Genomic DNA, 16,445 nt, shown 5'->3' on the forward strand with positions numbered 1-16,445 from the left:
CTATAATCGAAAGTAAAGAGAGCAAATAAAAAATTTGCAAAAATTATCTCGTGAACAGGTCGTATTTTAAGGAGGAACAAGACATGAAATTTTTTATTGACACAGCAAAAGTAGAGGATATTAAAAAAGCAAATGATATGGGAGTAATCTGTGGAGTTACAACAAATCCATCTTTAATCGCTAAAGAAGGCCGTGTATTTGAAGAAGTTATCGCTGAGATTGCTTCTATCGTAGACGGACCGATCAGTGGAGAGGTAAAGGCTACTACAACAGATGCAGAGGGCATGATTGCAGAAGGACGTGAGATTGCAAAGATTCATCCAAACATGGTTGTTAAGATTCCAATGACAGTAGAAGGACTCAAAGCAGTTAAAGTTCTTACAGCTGAGGGAATCAAGACAAATGTGACATTGATCTTCTCTGCAAACCAGGCACTTCTTGCAGCAAGAGCTGGTGCTACATATGTATCACCATTCCTTGGAAGACTGGATGATATTTCTACAAGAGGAACAGATTTGATTGCAGAGATCGCAGAGATGTTTGCAGTTGCAGGAATTGAGACAGAGATCATTGCAGCAAGTGTAAGAAATCCAATCCATGTAACAGATTGTGCTCTTGCAGGAGCTGATATTGCAACAGTACCATATGCAGTAATTGAGCAGATGACACATCATCCATTGACAGATGCAGGAATTGAAAAATTCAAAAAAGACTATATTGCAGTATTTGGTGAGTAGGTCGAACAAGTCTCATAAAGAGACTTGCGGTTTGTAGTTGTGCTGTATTATAATACAGTTATGTATGAACATAAAAATCAGGAGGAGTCTCATGGACAAATTAGAATTAATGAAAACAGCCAACGAAGTCCGTAAAGGAATCGTGACTGCTGTACATAGCGCAAAAGCCGGACATCCGGGCGGATCTTTATCTGCAGCAGATATCTTTACATATCTGTATTTTGAAGAAATGAACATTGACCCAAAAGAACCTAAGAAAGCAGACCGTGACCGTTTTGTTCTTTCAAAAGGACACACAGCACCGGGATTGTATTCTGCATTGGCAAACAGGGGATATTTCCCTGTAGAAGATTTGAAAACACTTCGTCATACAGGTTCTTATCTGCAGGGACATCCGGATATGAAACATATCCCGGGTGTAGATATGTCATCTGGTTCACTTGGACAGGGAATTTCAGCCGCAGTAGGTATGGCACTTGCTGCAAAATTGTCTAATGAAGATTATCGTGTATATACACTTCTTGGAGATGGTGAAATTCAGGAAGGACAGGTATGGGAGGCATCTATGCTCGCAGGTTCCCGTAAACTGGACAACCTGGTTGTGATCGTAGATAATAATAATTTACAGATTGACGGAACAATTGAAGAGGTAAACTCTCCATATCCAATTGATAAGAAATTCGAAGCATTCAATTTCCATGTAATTACAATTAATGGTAATGATATGGATGAGATTGCAGCAGCTTTGAAAGAAGCAAGAGAGACAAAGGGAATGCCGACAGCAATTATTGCAAAGACAACAAAAGGAAAAGGTGTTTCCTTCATGGAGAATGCAGTAGGCTGGCATGGAAAAGCTCCAAACGATGAAGAATATAAGATCGCAATGGAAGATTTAGAGAAAGCAGGTGAAGCATTATGTCAGAAGTAAAGAAGATCGCAACGAGAGATAGTTATGGTAATGCTTTAGTTGAGCTTGGTAAAGAACATGACAATTTAGTTGTTCTGGATGCCGACCTGGCAGCAGCAACAAAGACTGGTGTGTTCAAAAAAGAATTTCCAGAGAGACATATTGACTGTGGTATCGCAGAAGGCAATATGGTAGGTGTAGCAGCAGGACTGGCAGCAGCAGGAAAGGTTCCATTTGCAAGTTCTTTTGCAATGTTTGCAGCCGGACGTGCATTTGAGCAGATTCGTAACTCTGTTGCATATCCACATTTAAACGTAAAGATCGGAGCAACTCATGCAGGTATTTCTGTAGGAGAGGACGGAGCAACTCACCAGTGTAACGAAGATATCGCACTGATGCGTTCAATTCCGGGAATGGTTGTTCTTAATCCATCCGATGATATAGAAGCAAGAGCTGCTGTAAAAGCTGCTTATGAGTATGAAGGACCGGTTTATTTGAGATTTGGTCGTCTGGCAGTGCCGGTTATCAATGATAGAGAAGATTACAAATTTGAGATGGGTAAAGGTGTTGTTCTTCGTGAAGGAAAAGATCTCACAATCGTAGCCAGCGGACTGCCGGTTGCAAATTGTCTGGAAGTGGCAGAAAGATTATCTGCAGAAGGAATTGAAGCGAAAGTAATCAATATCCATACAATCAAACCTCTGGATGAAGATTTAATCGTTGCAGCAGCAAAAGAGACAGGTAAAGTAGTTACAGTTGAAGAACATTCTGTAATCGGCGGACTTGGAAGTGCAGTATGTGATGTGCTTTCAGAGAAAGCTCCAACAAAAGTTCTGAAGATTGGTGTGAATGATGTGTTTGGAGAATCCGGACCGGCATTAGAACTGCTTAAGAAATATGGTTTGGATACAGATGGAATTTATGAGAAAGTGAAAGCTTTCTGCTAAGATAAGAACCGAATAGGGATGAAATCAGGCGGCTTTTTCGTATGAGAAAAAGCCGCCTGATTTCATCCCTATTCGGTTCTTATACTGTTTTTCTTCTATGAGCAAAAGTGGTTAATCCCCATAATACAACTCCACAAATGATAACTACAATTCCAAGAAAAGTATCATTAAGGCTCAAATCGAAAAATGCTTCTCCCTCCCGTAATTGAAAAACACCATCAATTGACCACATCAGTGTTGCACCCCAATACATTAATGCAAGTTTATGCAACTGGAATTGTTGGATAAACTGTGGGTGTGAGAAACAAATTATGCTTGTGAAGACCGCTGCAAGAAAAGTTAATATCAAACACATAAACAATTCCTCCTACTAATCAGTAACGATAGATTTGTCGGACTGTTTTTTTAGTGCCATATAACAAACAGCAACTGCGATAAACCATGTAAATGTAACTGTAAGAGCCATAGCAGTACCTACGGTTGCAATTTCGGTCAACATAGGACTAATGTCATTTGGATTGTTTAGCGCAGTAAGGAAAGGAAACCAGGGAACAATCTCGCCGTGCCAGATGTGTTCGATAAGAAGCAGAAAACTTCCTCCCCATAAGAGTGTGCTTAACCATTGCAGTTTCTGAACAAGGTAAGATGAAAATGTGACAGATTCCTGCTGTTTAGATTCAGAAGAATTGTCCTTGCTTACCTTGCGATTGTGATGTGCGGCTGCAGATACAACGATTGCTTCGGTAGCCGGTGCTAAAAAGCATGCCATGTAAAAACCCCCTTTAAATAAAATAGTGTAATATTGAAAATTACCTTTCGAATAGTTACAAAGTATCATATTAAATAGGGAGTGTCAAGTAAGGCTGAAATAAAAAAGGATGTTCTGGTTATACCAGATACCAAAACGAGAAAAAACGAATTAAATAAAAGAAAATGAGAAAATATTAGTGTGAAATACACGAAAAAATCAAGATAAATTGACAAAAATCGTGCAAAATAATATAATGATAGAAAAATGACAATAATTGGTATAGCCAATTATTAATAAACAGAAGGAGGAAATGTAATGGGGAAATTCAGAACGCTGGAAATTAAGCAGAGTGTCTTTGCGGATAATGATAAACGAGCGGATGAAGTGAGAAAAGAATTGAAAGAAAAAAAGGTCTATCTTTTAAATTTAATGTCATCACCTGGTTCTGGGAAGACAACGACATTAACAAGAACGATAGAAGCATTAAAGAATCAGATTCGAATCGGAGTGATGGAAGCGGATATTGATTCTGATGTGGATGCTAAGACTATTTCAGAATTAGGTGTGAAAGCGATCCAGTTACATACAGGTGGAATGTGTCATCTGGATGCAGATATGACAGCACAAGGATTAGAAGGATTGGAGACGGGGGATATAGATCTGGCAATTCTGGAAAATGTGGGGAATCTTGTCTGTCCTGCTGAATTTGATACAGGAGCAGTAAAAAATGCAATGATCTTAAGTGTACCGGAAGGGGATGACAAACCATTAAAATATCCATTGATGTTTTCAATTTGCGATGTTGTATTGATTAATAAGATAGATGTTATGCCGTATTTTGATTTCGATATGGAAGCTTGCAAAAAAAATATTTTAATGCGTAATCCGAATGCAAAGATTATTCCGATTTGTGCGAAAACAGGAGAAGGGATAGATAAGTGGGCAGACTGGCTTCTGAATGAAGTAAAGATTTGGCAAGAATAAAAATTAAAATGAAAGGAAGGGGTAAAATTATGGCTGAAGAGAGAGAACTGATTTTGAAACTGGGACAGAAAGTCACAGACAGGATTGGTCACAAAGTTACAGTAGATGATCCGGAATATTGGGGACTGGCCGGAGTTGTAACAGATGAGATGGCTGAGGTAGCATTGAAGATGAAAGTCCGAAAACCGATGACATTTTCACAGCTTTTAAAAGCCACAGGAAAAGAAGAAAAAGAACTGCAGAAATTGTTGGATGACATGAGTGAGATTGGGCTTCTGGAATACAACTGGGAGAATCCGAAAAAAGAAAAACAATATGTACTTCCAATGTTTGTTCCGGGAAGCGCAGAGTTCTTCAACATGAATGAAGAACGATTAAAAGAACATCCGGAACTGGCTCATTTTTTTGAACGTATGTCAAGGCTTCCGCTTGAGAAGGTAACTCCAATGGTACCGCCTGGAGGAGCTGGAATCGGAATGCATGTAATACCGGTGGAAAAAGCGATCGAGATGGAGAATCAGTCGGTAGATATTGAACATATTTCACATTGGTTAAAAAAATATGATGGAAAATACGCAGCCAGTCCATGTTCTTGTCGATTGTCCAGAAAAACATATGGGGAAGGCTGTGCAGATGATCCGGCAGACTGGTGTATTGCGGTAGGTGATATGGCGGACTATGTTGTTGAGACAAATAAAGGTGGAAGATATATTACTTATGATGAAGTGATAGATATTTTAAAACGTGCAGAAGATAATGGATTTGTTCATCAGATTACAAATATAGACGGCGAAAATAAGATTTTTGCAATCTGTAACTGTAATGTTAATGTTTGTTATGCGTTACGTACATCACAGTTATTTAATACTCCGAACATGTCTCGTTCTGCATACGTGGCGAGAGTGTCAACCGAAGATTGTGTGGCATGTGGACGCTGCGTAGAATTTTGTCCGGCTGGAGCAGTAAAGCTTGGGCAGAAGCTTTGTACGAATGAGGGTATGATTGAATATCCGAAGCAGGAACTCCCGGATGCAGCAAAATGGGGACCGGAAAAGTGGACAGAAGATTATAGAGACAAGAATCGTATCAACTGTTATGATACAGGAACCGCTCCATGTAAAACAGCCTGTCCTGCCCATATTGCAGTTCAGGGATATTTGAAAAAGGCAGCTCAGGGTAAATATCAGGATGCACTTGCATTAATAAAAAAAGAAAATCCATTCCCGGCGGTGTGTGGAAGAGTATGCAACAGGCGATGTGAAGATGCATGCACGAGAGGAACTATCGATCAGGCAGTAGCGATAGACGAAGTGAAGAAATTTATTGCTGAACAGGATTTGCATGCGGAAACAAGATATATTCCACCAATTATTCCGCCTACAACGGGACGTCTTTTCGATGAGAAAGTAGCAATCATTGGAGCTGGTCCGGCAGGATTAAGCTGTGCATTTTATCTTGCAGAAAAAGGATATCGTCCGGTAGTATTTGAAAAAAATGAAAAACCGGGCGGAATGCTTCGATATGGAATCCCATCCTTTAAATTAGAGAAAGATGTAATTGATGCAGAAATCGAAGTGATTCGTGAGATGGGTGTAGAAATTCGTTGTGGTGTTGAGATTGGAAAAGATATCACGTTAGATGAATTACGAAATCAAGGCTATAAAGCATTTTACATTGCAATTGGATGCCAGGGTGGAAGATTGCCTGGAATTCAGGGAGAAGATGCAGATGGAGTTATGACTGCGGTCGAGTTACTTCGAACAGTTGGAGAAGATGAAAAATATCCGATAACTGGCAATGTGGTAGTTATCGGAGGTGGTAATGTAGCAATTGATGTGGCGAGAACAAGTCAGCGATGTGGTGCAGGCTCTGTTCAAATGTATTGTTTGGAAAGCAGAGAAACAATGCCGGCTTCTTTAGAAGAAATTCAAGAAGCAGAAGAAGAGGAAATCCAGATTAACTGTGGTTGGGGACCGAAAGAAGTTCTTGTAAAAGACGGAAAAGTGACAGGAATTGTTTTGAAAAAATGTGTATCTATATTTGATGAAGAAGGCAGATTTGCTCCGAAATATGATGAGGATGACGTAATCACAGTAGCGTGTGAACATGTATATTTCAGTGTCGGTCAGAGTATTGAATGGGGAAATCTTTTGGAAAACAGTAAGGTTGAATTAGGACGCGGTAATGGAGCTGTTGCAGATTCACTTACATATCAGACGGCAGAGCCTGATGTGTTTGTCGGCGGAGATGTTTATACAGGTCCAAAGTTTGCGATCGATGCAATTGCAGCAGGAAAAGAAGGCGCAGTATCAATCCATCGCTTTGTGCAGCCGAATAGCAGTCTTACAATAGGAAGAAACCGAAGAGAATTTATTGAACTTGATAAAGAAAATTTGAAGGTTAGTGAATATGATAATGGCTCAAGACAAATTCCGGGCATGGATAAGCAGATTGATGCCAAAAAATCTTTCCGGGATGCGCATTTAACATTTACAGAAGAGCAGGTTAAAGCAGAGACAGCAAGATGCCTGGGCTGTGGAGCATCTGTTGTAGATGAGAATAAATGCATTGGATGTGGTGTCTGTACAACAAAATGTGAGTTTGATGCGATTCATTTATTTAGAGAAAACCCAGATTGCAGTAAAATGGTGAAGTCAGAAGATAAGATGAAAGCAATCCTGCCATATGCCTTGAAGCGCGGAATTAAGATTAAGTTTGGTAAGAAAGAGAAGTAGGATTATGCATGAACTAGGTATCGTGTTTCATATTATAGACAGCCTTGAAAAGATAGCGGTAGAAAATAAGCTCAGCGAAGTTGCAAGTGTGACCCTGGAAATCGGGGAAGTATCCGGAGTTGTTGATTCTTATTTGAAGGACTGCTGGAAATGGGCAGTAAATAAGCATGAATTTATAAAAGGTGCAGAATTGATCACGGAAGAAATTCCGGCAGTCAGTTTTTGTGAGGATTGCCAAAAATCTTACGGAACAGTTGAGTATGGACGGACGTGTCCGTATTGTTCTGGAGAAAAAACATATTTATTAACAGGGAATGAATTTAATATCAAAGAAATTGAAGCATGTTGATGATGAAAAAATGGCATGCAAAAAGAGGAGGAATGTAACATGTTATTTCAAATTTATGGAGAGGGAGCCGGCTGGCAATTATTAGGATGGCTGCTTGTATTTACCTGTCTTGTGCTTGCAAATGAATTTGCAAGAAGAAGTAAAATGGGCGGTATTATCTGCTTTGGAGTGATTCCGGCATTGTTGACAGTATATTTTATTGCAATTTATGTTTGTGCGGCTTTGGGAATGGACTGGGCATTGAACAATGATACTTATGTGCATATGACAAGCTGGTTCCATTATGCGAAATTATATGCAGCTACGGCTGGATGTATTGGGTTTATGATGTTAAAATACAAATGGGGAATCGGAAAAACAGAATGGTTTAAAGTATTTCCGTTTGTGATTGTTGCAGTTAATATTTTGATTGCTGTTGTAAGTGATTTCGAATCTGGAATTCGTGGTGCTATGGCACTGACAGAATATGGAGACCGCTGGTGGCTGTCTTCAGAAAATGTATGGCTGTATGGAGGCTGGTGGAACTGGGTAAATGGTATTGCAGGAATTTTAAATATTCTTTGTATGACAGGCTGGTGGGGGATTTATTCTTCAAAAGACAAAAAAGATATGCTTTGGCCTGATATGACATGGTGCTTTATCATAGCATATGATCTTTGGAATTTTGAATATACATACAATAACCTGCCGACACATACATGGTACTGTGGACTTGCATTGCTCTTAGCACCGACATTTGCAAATGCATTGTGGAACAAAGGTGGCTGGATTCAGAACCGTGCTAATACATTGGCATTATGGTGTATGTTTGCACAGGTATTCCCATTATTCCAGGATGCAAGCAGATTTTCAGTGATTCCGGTTTTATATGCAGATGGATTTATGGACAGTGCGATTCGCCCAACAGCAGTAAACCCGACTATGCAGGGTGTTATAGCAATTATAGCGTTAGCAGCAAATGTACTTTGTTTTGCATTTATCATAAAACGAGCAAAGGAACAGAAGAAAAATCCATATAAGAATGAAATATTTACAGACCAGAAGGATTTCCAGATTGCAATGTCAAGAGCTGAGTAGAAATAAAACTTTTATAGTATAAAAGAGGAGAGAGTCAATGGAGTTTCAAAAAATTAGTTCTCCGTCATTACGTGAGCTTTTTGTAGAACAATTACAGCATATGATTTTATCAGGAAAACTAAAGATTGGAGAAAAACTTCCATCCGAAAGGCAGCTTGCGGAGATGATGCAGGTCAGCAGAGCGGTTGTGAATGGAGGAATATCCGATCTTGAAAAAATGGGATTTGTTCATGTTAAAGCGAGAAGCGGAACTTATGTAGCAGATTACAGAAGAAAAGGAACAATTGAAACTCTGTTGGCTATCATGAAATATAATGGAGGAAGCCTTCGAAATGAAGAAATCCGTTCTATATTTGAAGTGAGGATTGCATTGGATACTTTGGCGGCAAGGCTGTGTGTAGATTCGCTTAGTGATGAACAGATAGACATCTTATACGAGAAAGTATGTGAGATGAAAGACGCACAGAAGATGTCGGAGGCAGTTCAGGCAGCTTTTGAATTTCAACATGAATTCGCCTTAATGTCAAATAATGCATTGATTCCATTGATAATACAGTCTTTTAAAAGCCCGATTTTTGCGATGTGGGAGAGATATTGTGCTTTATATGGATTAGAGGCACTTTATGAAAATAATTATAAAATGTGGACATATATAGCGAATAGAGATACTGAAGGTGTAATTAAATGGGTTGAGTCTTCTATGAAGAATTGTATAGAAGGAAATCAGCAGATATACTACGAGTAACCAAACAGGGACGGAGTTAGGCGGCTTTTTCGTATGAAAAAAGCCGCCTAACTCCGTCCCTGCCCGGTCTCCAGAGCCCCGCAATATTTATCAGTCAAAGTGGTGATCCAGCCTTCTTTTGTTTTTGGTACTTTTAAAACTGTTACCGGCCACATGTGGGCAAGGATAATATCTTCTTCAATCGGATTCAGGTTGAAGAATTTTTTTGCATGTCGATAGGCATGTTTGGGATGGTGGATTCCGTGAAAACGTTCACCGGTCTTCTGGGCATGAGTATGCCAGTCATACAAAAATAAATCGTGTAGCATACCGCCGCGGGCAGCAGAGCGGGCATCCAGATGAAAATAACGGCACACTACATAATTATAATAGGCTACATGCAGGCAATGCTCATAACAATTAGTGTGTCCGTGATGAGGGTATAATTTCATACGAAGGACAACAGGATGTTCTGCAATATCTCTGATACATTCGTAAAAATCTTCACCCCATTCCTTTTTTAAGTCAACAGGATCGTACAATGCTTCTTTGTGAAGCTGATCTAATAATTTATTCTTTAATTTCATTTTAATCACCAGATTTCCAAATTCTGAAATCATCATAGCACTTCTGACAAGATAAAGTAACCCCATTATTTATTTGTCGAATTCTCCTGACAGAAAATGATAAAATCATACATTTCCAAGGTGCTATTCTTTTGAGTGTTCAATGTGGAACGGATTCCTGTTCTTTAGACAATCTGCGGGATGCCAAATTACAGTGCGCGCTGGCATACCTGCAAAAAATATAGCAGAGGTGAGTAGAAATGGAAAGACAGATACCAAAAAACGTACGTCAGATCGGAAATGTAAGTGATACACCTAAAATATATGTGGAAGATTATGTAGATACTTTTTTTACCCAACTATGCGAGAAAGCAGGAGAAACACCAATCGGTGCATTTCTTGTCGGAGACATGCAAAAGACGAAGGAAGAAGAATATGTCTATATATATGGGGCAATTCAGATGCATGATCTTAAAACAGATGAATCCGGGTTTGTGATAGATGAAGAAACCTGGAAACAAGCCTATGAAGATTGTAAAGAATTTTTTGAAAACGGAGAATTGCTGGGATGGTTTGTGACGCAGGCCAATATAGAATTAACAGTATCAAACAATACGTTGCGTTTACATAAAAAATCATTTCCGAAAAAGAATACAGTGTTTATCATGAAAGATGCGGCAGAAAAAGAAGAAGCGTATTTTGTGCATAAATTCAATGATCTTATGGAGATTGCAGGACATTATACCTACTATGAAAAAAATCCTTGTATGCAGGATTATATGATTGCAAATAGAAAGAAAAATGGGATGTCTCCCACGGAAACTGTGGAAGATCAGGCAGCGAAGAATTTTCGAAGTATTGTGCACACCAAAACGGGGGAACGAAAAAAGAAAGTTTACACAAACCGTATCATGCAAGGAGTAAGTGCGTGTCTTATTCTTCTTGTTGTTGTGATGGGTGCGGTCATGATCAATAACTTCGGTAAAATGAAAGCAGCACAGGTTACACTTGGAGAGAGAGCAGGAATAGAAGATTCTGCTGGTGAAGAGGTGGCAGAAACAAGCGGAAATGTAACTGCGGTGACAGGAGAAGCTGCGAAGGAAGAGGCGAAAAAGACAGATACAAAACAGAACAATAGTGAGCAGGGACAAGCAGGAAATATTGAAGATACAGAGAAAGAAGAAACAAAAGAAAATCCAAATCAAAATAATGAAGTAAAAACTGCATGGGAAGAAAGTACAGAAACGGCGTCAGGCGATACACAGGTAAATGGTTCGGATGGAATTTATGTGGTAGAGCAGGGCGATACACTGGCGATTATCAGCCGGAAAATGTATGGGGATGTAGGACATGTAGATGCTATTTGTAGAATGAATGGGCTTGAGGATGGTAACCTGATTTATATCGGACAAAAATTGCTATTGCCATAACTTCATGCTATAATGAGCGTTAGTAAGCGTTGGAAAAACATATTAAGAGGTAAGTATAATATGGTACAAAAGAGAAAATCTACACTAAAGGCGTCGGGGGCATTGTCAATGGAAGAAATAAACCGTTTGACAAGAAAATACCGGACTGCCCGGGCAAAGAGAAATGCAACAATTCTCTTTTTTCTTATTATGGTAGTGGCCGGAACTTATATGCTTATAACAGAGCACGCATATTCAAAGGTTTATAAAGCCGCATCTTACACGAAGACATCATCAGATAACAATCAATATGTTGCATTTCATAATGGAATTGTTCGTTATAGCAGAAATGGTGTGACATATCTAAATCATAAGAATAAAGAGTTGTGGATTCAGTCAGGACAATTTAAAAATCCAATCATTGATGTAAATAAAAACGTGTTTGCAATTGCTGATTGTGGAGGAAACTCCGTTCAGATTTTTGACCGTAAAGGGTTAAAAGGGGAATTTGAGACGACATTGCCGGTTGAAAAGATTTCTATTTCAAATCAAGGTGTTATAAGCATAATTTTGAAGAACGGGAATACACCTTATATAGTGACTTATGATTCTTCGGGCAATATTCTGGTGGAAAATGAAGTTTCGGTAAGCAGTCTCGGATATCCGACAGCGCTGGATATGTCTGAAGACGGTACAGTGCTGGCAGTGACTTATCTGGATACAGGAAGCGGAAGCCTCAAATCAAAAGTGATTTGTTACAATTTCGGAGAAAAAGGTAAGAATAAAACGAATCATATCGTCAGTCAGAAAGAATATGATGAAGAGATTATGCCGGAAATTTATTTTATGGATAAATCCAATCTTGTAGTTGTTTCTGATCATTCTTTTATAATTTATTCAGGTAAGGATGTTCCGAAGAAAAAGAAAGAAGTTACGTTGAAGCAAGAAATCCAGAGTACCTTTCATACATCAAAATATATCGGTTTCGTTTTGCTGAAAGAAGATAAAACCGGTTATGAAGTGTGTTTGTATAACAAAGCAGGAAAGCAGGTTATGTGTAAAGACATAAAAGGTGAATATAGCAATGTCAGTATGACAGGAAGCGAGATTATTATGTATGAAGGAAGTAGATACTGCGTTATCACAAAGACAGGTGTTGAGAGGATTAATAAGGATTTGGGAATGAATATTTTATCGGTCATTCCGTCAAATGGAATTAATAAATACTGGGTGATGGGTACAAATGAATTGCGCGTGATTTATCTGGTACGATAGGAGAAAAATATGGATAACTGGTTGTTGATTATTGTAGGAGTAATATTTTTACTGTGCATTGCAGTGGGATATATAAGAGGATTTTTTAAAATTGGATTATCATTATTGTCATCGGTTCTGACAATTGTGATTATGATGTATTTATCCCCATATGTGGCAGATGCATTGGCAAAATATACTCCGATAGATGAAATGATAGAAAAGAAGTGTGTAGAATCGTTTATGCCGGAAGTGTCGGGTTCTATTTTCGAGGGAAAGGATTTGACAGGGACACCATTTGCAAATATTGATGATGATACATTGCAAAATATTGCAAATGAGGACTGGAAGAGAATCGGGATCACAACAGATGATATTTTGAATGTTATTGGAGAAATTCCGAAGGATCAGCAGATCAGTCTGATTGAAAAATCAAATTTGCCATCGTTCTTAAAAACTGCTTTGCTGGAAAATAATAATTCGGAAATTTATAATGAACTGGGCGTGTCCAAATTCCCAAATTATGTTGCAGAGTATATCTCAAGAATGGTGATAAAGATACTATCATTCTTGGTTACATTTGTATTGACATTTGTGATCGTACGGGCACTGATGGTGGCGGTGGACATTATAGGCGAGCTGCCGATGCTTGGCTTTCTGAATCATTGCGGAGGCGGAGTGCTGGGGCTGGGAGTCGCTCTGGTGATTGTCTGGCTTCTGTTTCTTGTGCTGACACTAATCTATTCAACAGATGTGGGTAAACAATGTTTTGAACTGATAGAGAAAAGCCCGGTTCTCACGGGATTGTATCAAATGAATCCGCTGCTGACAAAATTGCTGTCATTTTAAAAAAATTGTCTTGACAACTTTTATGGGATTATGTTATCCTATAAAAGTTGTAAGACAAAACAATGTTATGGGGGATTAGCTCAGTTGGGAGAGCGCCTGCCTTGCAAGCAGGAGGTCACGAGTTCGAATCTCGTATTCTCCACTTATCCCAGTATCAATTGATACTGGGATAAATTGAATATAGGTATTCCTCGATAGCTCAGCGGCAGAGCATTCGGCTGTTAACCGAAGGGTCGTTGGTTCGAACCCAACTCGGGGAGTTGAGATGAGACGCAGACAGTAATGTCTGCGTCTTTTTGTGCAGATTTAATAAAACGTAGACTTGGGCTTGCATTATAAACAATGCATGGTGTAGAATACTCTTTAGTGCGCAAAGAAAGAATGCCGGGAGCAGAAACTGTTCCCGGCATTTAAAGGGAAAAAAGAAATATGAACTATACTTATATTTTGAAATGTAAAGACGGCAGTTTTTATACCGGATGGACGAATAATCTGGAAAAAAGGATAAAGGATCATAATGCGGGAAAAGGGGCAAAGTATACAAAAAGCAGATGCCCTGTAGAGCTGGTATATTATGAGACTTTTGCTACAAAAGAAGAAGCGATGCGACGAGAATATGCTGTCAAGCAATTATCACGTATAAAAAAAATACAATTGATATCCGGTGAAAATAAAGTAGCTCAAACCCTATTGGTTGAGCCAAAAAATGAAATTGTCTGAAAACGAGAAAAGAAAAGTCTTAAATTTGTACTTCCTTTTCTGTACAAGATGATGTATGATAGATTCAGACGCTTCACACAAGATATTGTGTATGAAAAAGTATAGAACAGAATATATAGTAATAGGAGGAGATTGTGATGAGCCCGGAGGTAAAAACAAAAGTAATAAAAAGGAATGGAAAAGAGGTATCTTTCGACATTTCCAAGATTACACATGCAATTGAAAAGGCGAATGAAGAAGTTGATAATCTCCATCAGATTAACATCTTCCAGATTTCAGCAATTGCAGATAAGATTGCAAAAGAAGTAGAAGAATCTACTCATGCAGTGAATGTAGAAGATATTCAGGATCTCGTTGAGACTGGTATCATGGAGATGCGAGGATATGAAGTGGCACAGAAGTATGTCCGCTATCGTTATAAACGTGAGATGAAGAGAAAGTCCAACACAACGGATAATGGCATTCTTGCATTGTTGGATCATATCAACGAAGAAGTTAAACAGGAAAATTCTAATAAGAATCCGGTAATCAACTCAACACAGAGAGATTATATGGCAGGAGAGGTCAGTAAGGATCTTTCAAGACGTGTACTACTGCCGGAAGAAATTGTGCAGGCACATGAGCAGGGAATTATCCATTTCCATGATACAGATTATTTTGCACAGAGAGAACACAACTGTGATTTGATCAACCTGGAAGATATGCTTCAGAATGGTACAGTGATCAGTGAAACTATGATTGAGAAACCACACAGCTTTTTTACAGCATGTAACGTGACAACACAGATTGTTGCACAGGTTGCAAGTAACCAGTATGGAGGACAGTCGTTTACTCTGGCACATTTGGCACCGTTTGTTGACATTAGCCGAAAGAAAATCCGTGCAAATGTTATTGCAGAGCGTAAAGAATGTGGAGAAGTATTAGATGAGACAATTATTGATAAAGTGACAGAGCGCCGACTTCGTGATGAAGTAAGAAGCGGTATTCAGACAATCCAGTATCAGCTTATTACATTGATGACATGTAATGGCCAGGCACCGTTTGTAACGATGTTTATGTATCTGGATGAAGTACCGGAAGGCAAGACAAGAGACGATCTGGCAACTATCATTGAAGAAGTATTGATTCAGAGAATGCAGGGTGTAAAGAACGAGAAAGGTGTATGGATCACACCGGCATTCCCAAAACTGATTTACGTGCTGGATGAAGATAATATTACAGAAGATTCAAAATACTGGCACTTAACAGAGTTAGCAGCACAGTGTACAGCAAAGAGAATGGTTCCGGATTATATTTCTGCAAAGATTATGAAGGAACTGAAAAAAGGTGAAGTTTATCCATGTATGGGATGTCGTTCATTCCTTACCGTTGAGGATAGCCAGCTTAATGCAGATGGTTCACATAAGTTTTACGGACGATTCAATCAGGGAGTTGTTACCATCAACCTTGTAGATGTAGCTTGTTCTTCAAACGGAGATATGGATGAGTTCTGGAGAATTTTGGATGAGCGTCTTGAATTGTGTCATAGAGCACTTCGTTGCAGACATGAGCGTCTGAAAGGAACGATTTCCGATGTGGCTCCGATTTTGTGGCAGAATGGTGCACTTGCACGATTGAAGAAAGGTGAGACAATCGATAAATTATTATATGATGGATATTCAACGATTTCTCTTGGCTATGCAGGACTTTATGAGATGTGTATGAGAATGTATGGTAAGTCACATACAGACCCGGAAGCAAAACCATTTGCACTTAAAGTTATGCAGCATTTGAATGATAAATGTAATGAATGGAAAGCAGCTGAGCATATCAGTTATTCCATTTACGGAACTCCGATGGAGTCTACAACTTATAAATTCGCAAAATGCTTACAGAAGCGTTTTGGAATCATTCCGGGAGTTACAGATAAGAATTATATTACAAATAGTTATCATGTACATGTTTCAGAAGAGATTGATGCATTTAGTAAATTGAAATTTGAGTCTGAATTCCAGAAGCTTTCACCGGGTGGTGCAATCAGCTATGTGGAAGTTCCGAATATGCAGAACAACATTCCGGCAGTATTAGCTGTTATGAAGTTTATTTATGAAAACATCATGTACGCAGAGTTGAATACAAAGAGTGATTATTGTGAATGTTGCGGATATGACGGAGAGATTAAGATTATAGAGGAAGATTCCGGTAAACTGGTGTGGGAATGCCCAAATTGCGGAAATCGTGACCAGTCAAAGATGTCGGTAGCCCGCAGAACATGTGGATATATCGGAACACAGTTCTGGAATCAGGGACGTACGCAGGAGATTAAAGACAGAGTATTGCATTTATCTAATCATACAAATCCAGAGTACAAATAATATAGTTAACACAAAGAAAAAAAACCAAAAAACCAAATTTTTCAGCCGTCTTAGACGGCTGAATTTTTGTTTCCAGGAGGAG

The 16,445-nt window shown here is 38.9% G+C and carries 16 protein-coding genes and 2 tRNA genes; 15 read left to right on the top strand and 3 right to left on the bottom strand.

All coding sequences use genetic code 11. From position 1 onward, the window contains the following. Nucleotides 1–83 precede the first annotated feature (83 nt). The 3 genes from fsa to LQE94_RS01340 all read left to right on the top strand — a co-directional run bounded on the left by fsa (nucleotide 84) and on the right by LQE94_RS01340 (nucleotide 2,591). Nucleotides 84–737, top strand: a complete 654-nt coding sequence (fsa, locus tag LQE94_RS01330) for a fructose-6-phosphate aldolase (RefSeq protein WP_117989988.1) — start codon at nucleotides 84–86, stop codon at nucleotides 735–737. Between the two features lie 91 nt (nucleotides 738–828). After that, a complete protein-coding gene (locus LQE94_RS01335) occupies nucleotides 829–1,665 on the top strand; it encodes a transketolase (RefSeq protein WP_240576826.1) in 837 nt (278 codons plus the stop codon). Next, entirely contained in the window at nucleotides 1,653–2,591 is a 939-nt protein-coding gene (locus tag LQE94_RS01340; RefSeq protein ID WP_240576827.1) for a transketolase family protein, read from the top strand. Before LQE94_RS01335 ends, LQE94_RS01340 begins: the two co-directional genes overlap by 13 nt. 79 nt (nucleotides 2,592–2,670) lie before the next feature. On the opposite strand, the gene LQE94_RS01345 is transcribed toward LQE94_RS01340, so the two are convergent. Then, nucleotides 2,671–2,946 carry a hypothetical protein gene (locus tag LQE94_RS01345; protein ID WP_118724075.1) on the bottom strand — a complete coding sequence of 92 codons (276 nt, stop codon included), beginning with the start codon at nucleotides 2,944–2,946 and terminating at the stop codon, nucleotides 2,671–2,673. A 15-nt stretch (nucleotides 2,947–2,961) separates the two neighbouring features. Beyond that, complete coding sequence (locus LQE94_RS01350) at nucleotides 2,962–3,360, bottom strand: hypothetical protein (RefSeq protein WP_240576828.1); 399 nt, start codon at nucleotides 3,358–3,360, stop codon at nucleotides 2,962–2,964. A gap of 297 nt (nucleotides 3,361–3,657) precedes the next feature. On the opposite strand from LQE94_RS01350, the gene hypB reads away from it, so the two are divergent. Genes hypB through LQE94_RS01375 form a run of 5 tightly spaced genes read left to right on the top strand, consistent with a single transcriptional unit; the run spans nucleotide 3,658 to nucleotide 9,232 of the window. Further along, nucleotides 3,658–4,326: a hydrogenase nickel incorporation protein HypB gene (gene hypB / locus LQE94_RS01355; protein ID WP_118724077.1), complete on the top strand. Its 669-nt coding sequence runs from the start codon at nucleotides 3,658–3,660 to the stop codon at nucleotides 4,324–4,326. A gap of 29 nt (nucleotides 4,327–4,355) precedes the next feature. Further along, on the top strand, nucleotides 4,356–7,061 hold the full coding sequence (locus LQE94_RS01360; protein ID WP_240576829.1) for an FAD-dependent oxidoreductase: 2,706 nt from the start codon (nucleotides 4,356–4,358) through the stop codon (nucleotides 7,059–7,061). Between the two features lie 4 nt (nucleotides 7,062–7,065). Continuing rightward, nucleotides 7,066–7,410: a hydrogenase maturation nickel metallochaperone HypA gene (locus LQE94_RS01365; RefSeq protein ID WP_118724079.1), complete on the top strand. Its 345-nt coding sequence runs from the start codon at nucleotides 7,066–7,068 to the stop codon at nucleotides 7,408–7,410. A gap of 39 nt (nucleotides 7,411–7,449) precedes the next feature. Continuing rightward, nucleotides 7,450–8,487 (top strand): DUF5692 family protein, encoded by a 1,038-nt coding sequence (locus LQE94_RS01370; protein ID WP_240576830.1) that lies wholly within the window; start codon nucleotides 7,450–7,452, stop codon nucleotides 8,485–8,487. A 37-nt stretch (nucleotides 8,488–8,524) separates the two neighbouring features. Beyond that, nucleotides 8,525–9,232 (top strand): FadR/GntR family transcriptional regulator, encoded by a 708-nt coding sequence (locus LQE94_RS01375; RefSeq protein ID WP_118724081.1) that lies wholly within the window; start codon nucleotides 8,525–8,527, stop codon nucleotides 9,230–9,232. 47 nt (nucleotides 9,233–9,279) lie between these two features. Here the strand turns inward: LQE94_RS01375 and LQE94_RS01380 are convergent, their stop codons facing one another. Further along, on the bottom strand, nucleotides 9,280–9,834 hold the full coding sequence (locus LQE94_RS01380) for a phosphohydrolase (protein ID WP_240576831.1): 555 nt from the start codon (nucleotides 9,832–9,834) through the stop codon (nucleotides 9,280–9,282). A gap of 203 nt (nucleotides 9,835–10,037) precedes the next feature. On the opposite strand from LQE94_RS01380, the gene LQE94_RS01385 reads away from it, so the two are divergent. The 7 genes from LQE94_RS01385 to nrdD all read left to right on the top strand — a co-directional run bounded on the left by LQE94_RS01385 (nucleotide 10,038) and on the right by nrdD (nucleotide 16,363). After that, nucleotides 10,038–11,207, top strand: coding sequence for a LysM peptidoglycan-binding domain-containing protein (locus tag LQE94_RS01385; RefSeq protein ID WP_022075372.1), 1,170 nt, complete (start codon nucleotides 10,038–10,040; stop codon nucleotides 11,205–11,207). 60 nt (nucleotides 11,208–11,267) lie between these two features. Continuing rightward, on the top strand, nucleotides 11,268–12,461 hold the full coding sequence (locus LQE94_RS01390; protein WP_240576832.1) for a DUF5711 family protein: 1,194 nt from the start codon (nucleotides 11,268–11,270) through the stop codon (nucleotides 12,459–12,461). Nucleotides 12,462–12,470: 9 nt separating this feature from the next. Beyond that, nucleotides 12,471–13,289: a CvpA family protein gene (locus LQE94_RS01395; RefSeq protein WP_240576833.1), complete on the top strand. Its 819-nt coding sequence runs from the start codon at nucleotides 12,471–12,473 to the stop codon at nucleotides 13,287–13,289. A 69-nt stretch (nucleotides 13,290–13,358) separates the two neighbouring features. Then, nucleotides 13,359–13,431 (top strand) — tRNA-Ala (locus LQE94_RS01400). Between the two features lie 46 nt (nucleotides 13,432–13,477). Further along, nucleotides 13,478–13,549: transfer RNA gene (locus LQE94_RS01405), tRNA-Asn, on the top strand. Nucleotides 13,550–13,718: 169 nt separating this feature from the next. Then, a complete protein-coding gene (locus tag LQE94_RS01410; protein WP_022075873.1) occupies nucleotides 13,719–14,009 on the top strand; it encodes a GIY-YIG nuclease family protein in 291 nt (96 codons plus the stop codon). A 137-nt stretch (nucleotides 14,010–14,146) separates the two neighbouring features. After that, nucleotides 14,147–16,363: an anaerobic ribonucleoside-triphosphate reductase gene (gene nrdD / locus LQE94_RS01415; protein WP_240576834.1), complete on the top strand. Its 2,217-nt coding sequence runs from the start codon at nucleotides 14,147–14,149 to the stop codon at nucleotides 16,361–16,363. Nucleotides 16,364–16,445: the final 82 nt, after the last annotated feature.

This window comes from Mediterraneibacter sp. NSJ-151 (genome assembly GCF_022487435.1).
Taxonomy (GTDB): domain Bacteria; phylum Bacillota; class Clostridia; order Lachnospirales; family Lachnospiraceae; genus Schaedlerella; species Schaedlerella hominis.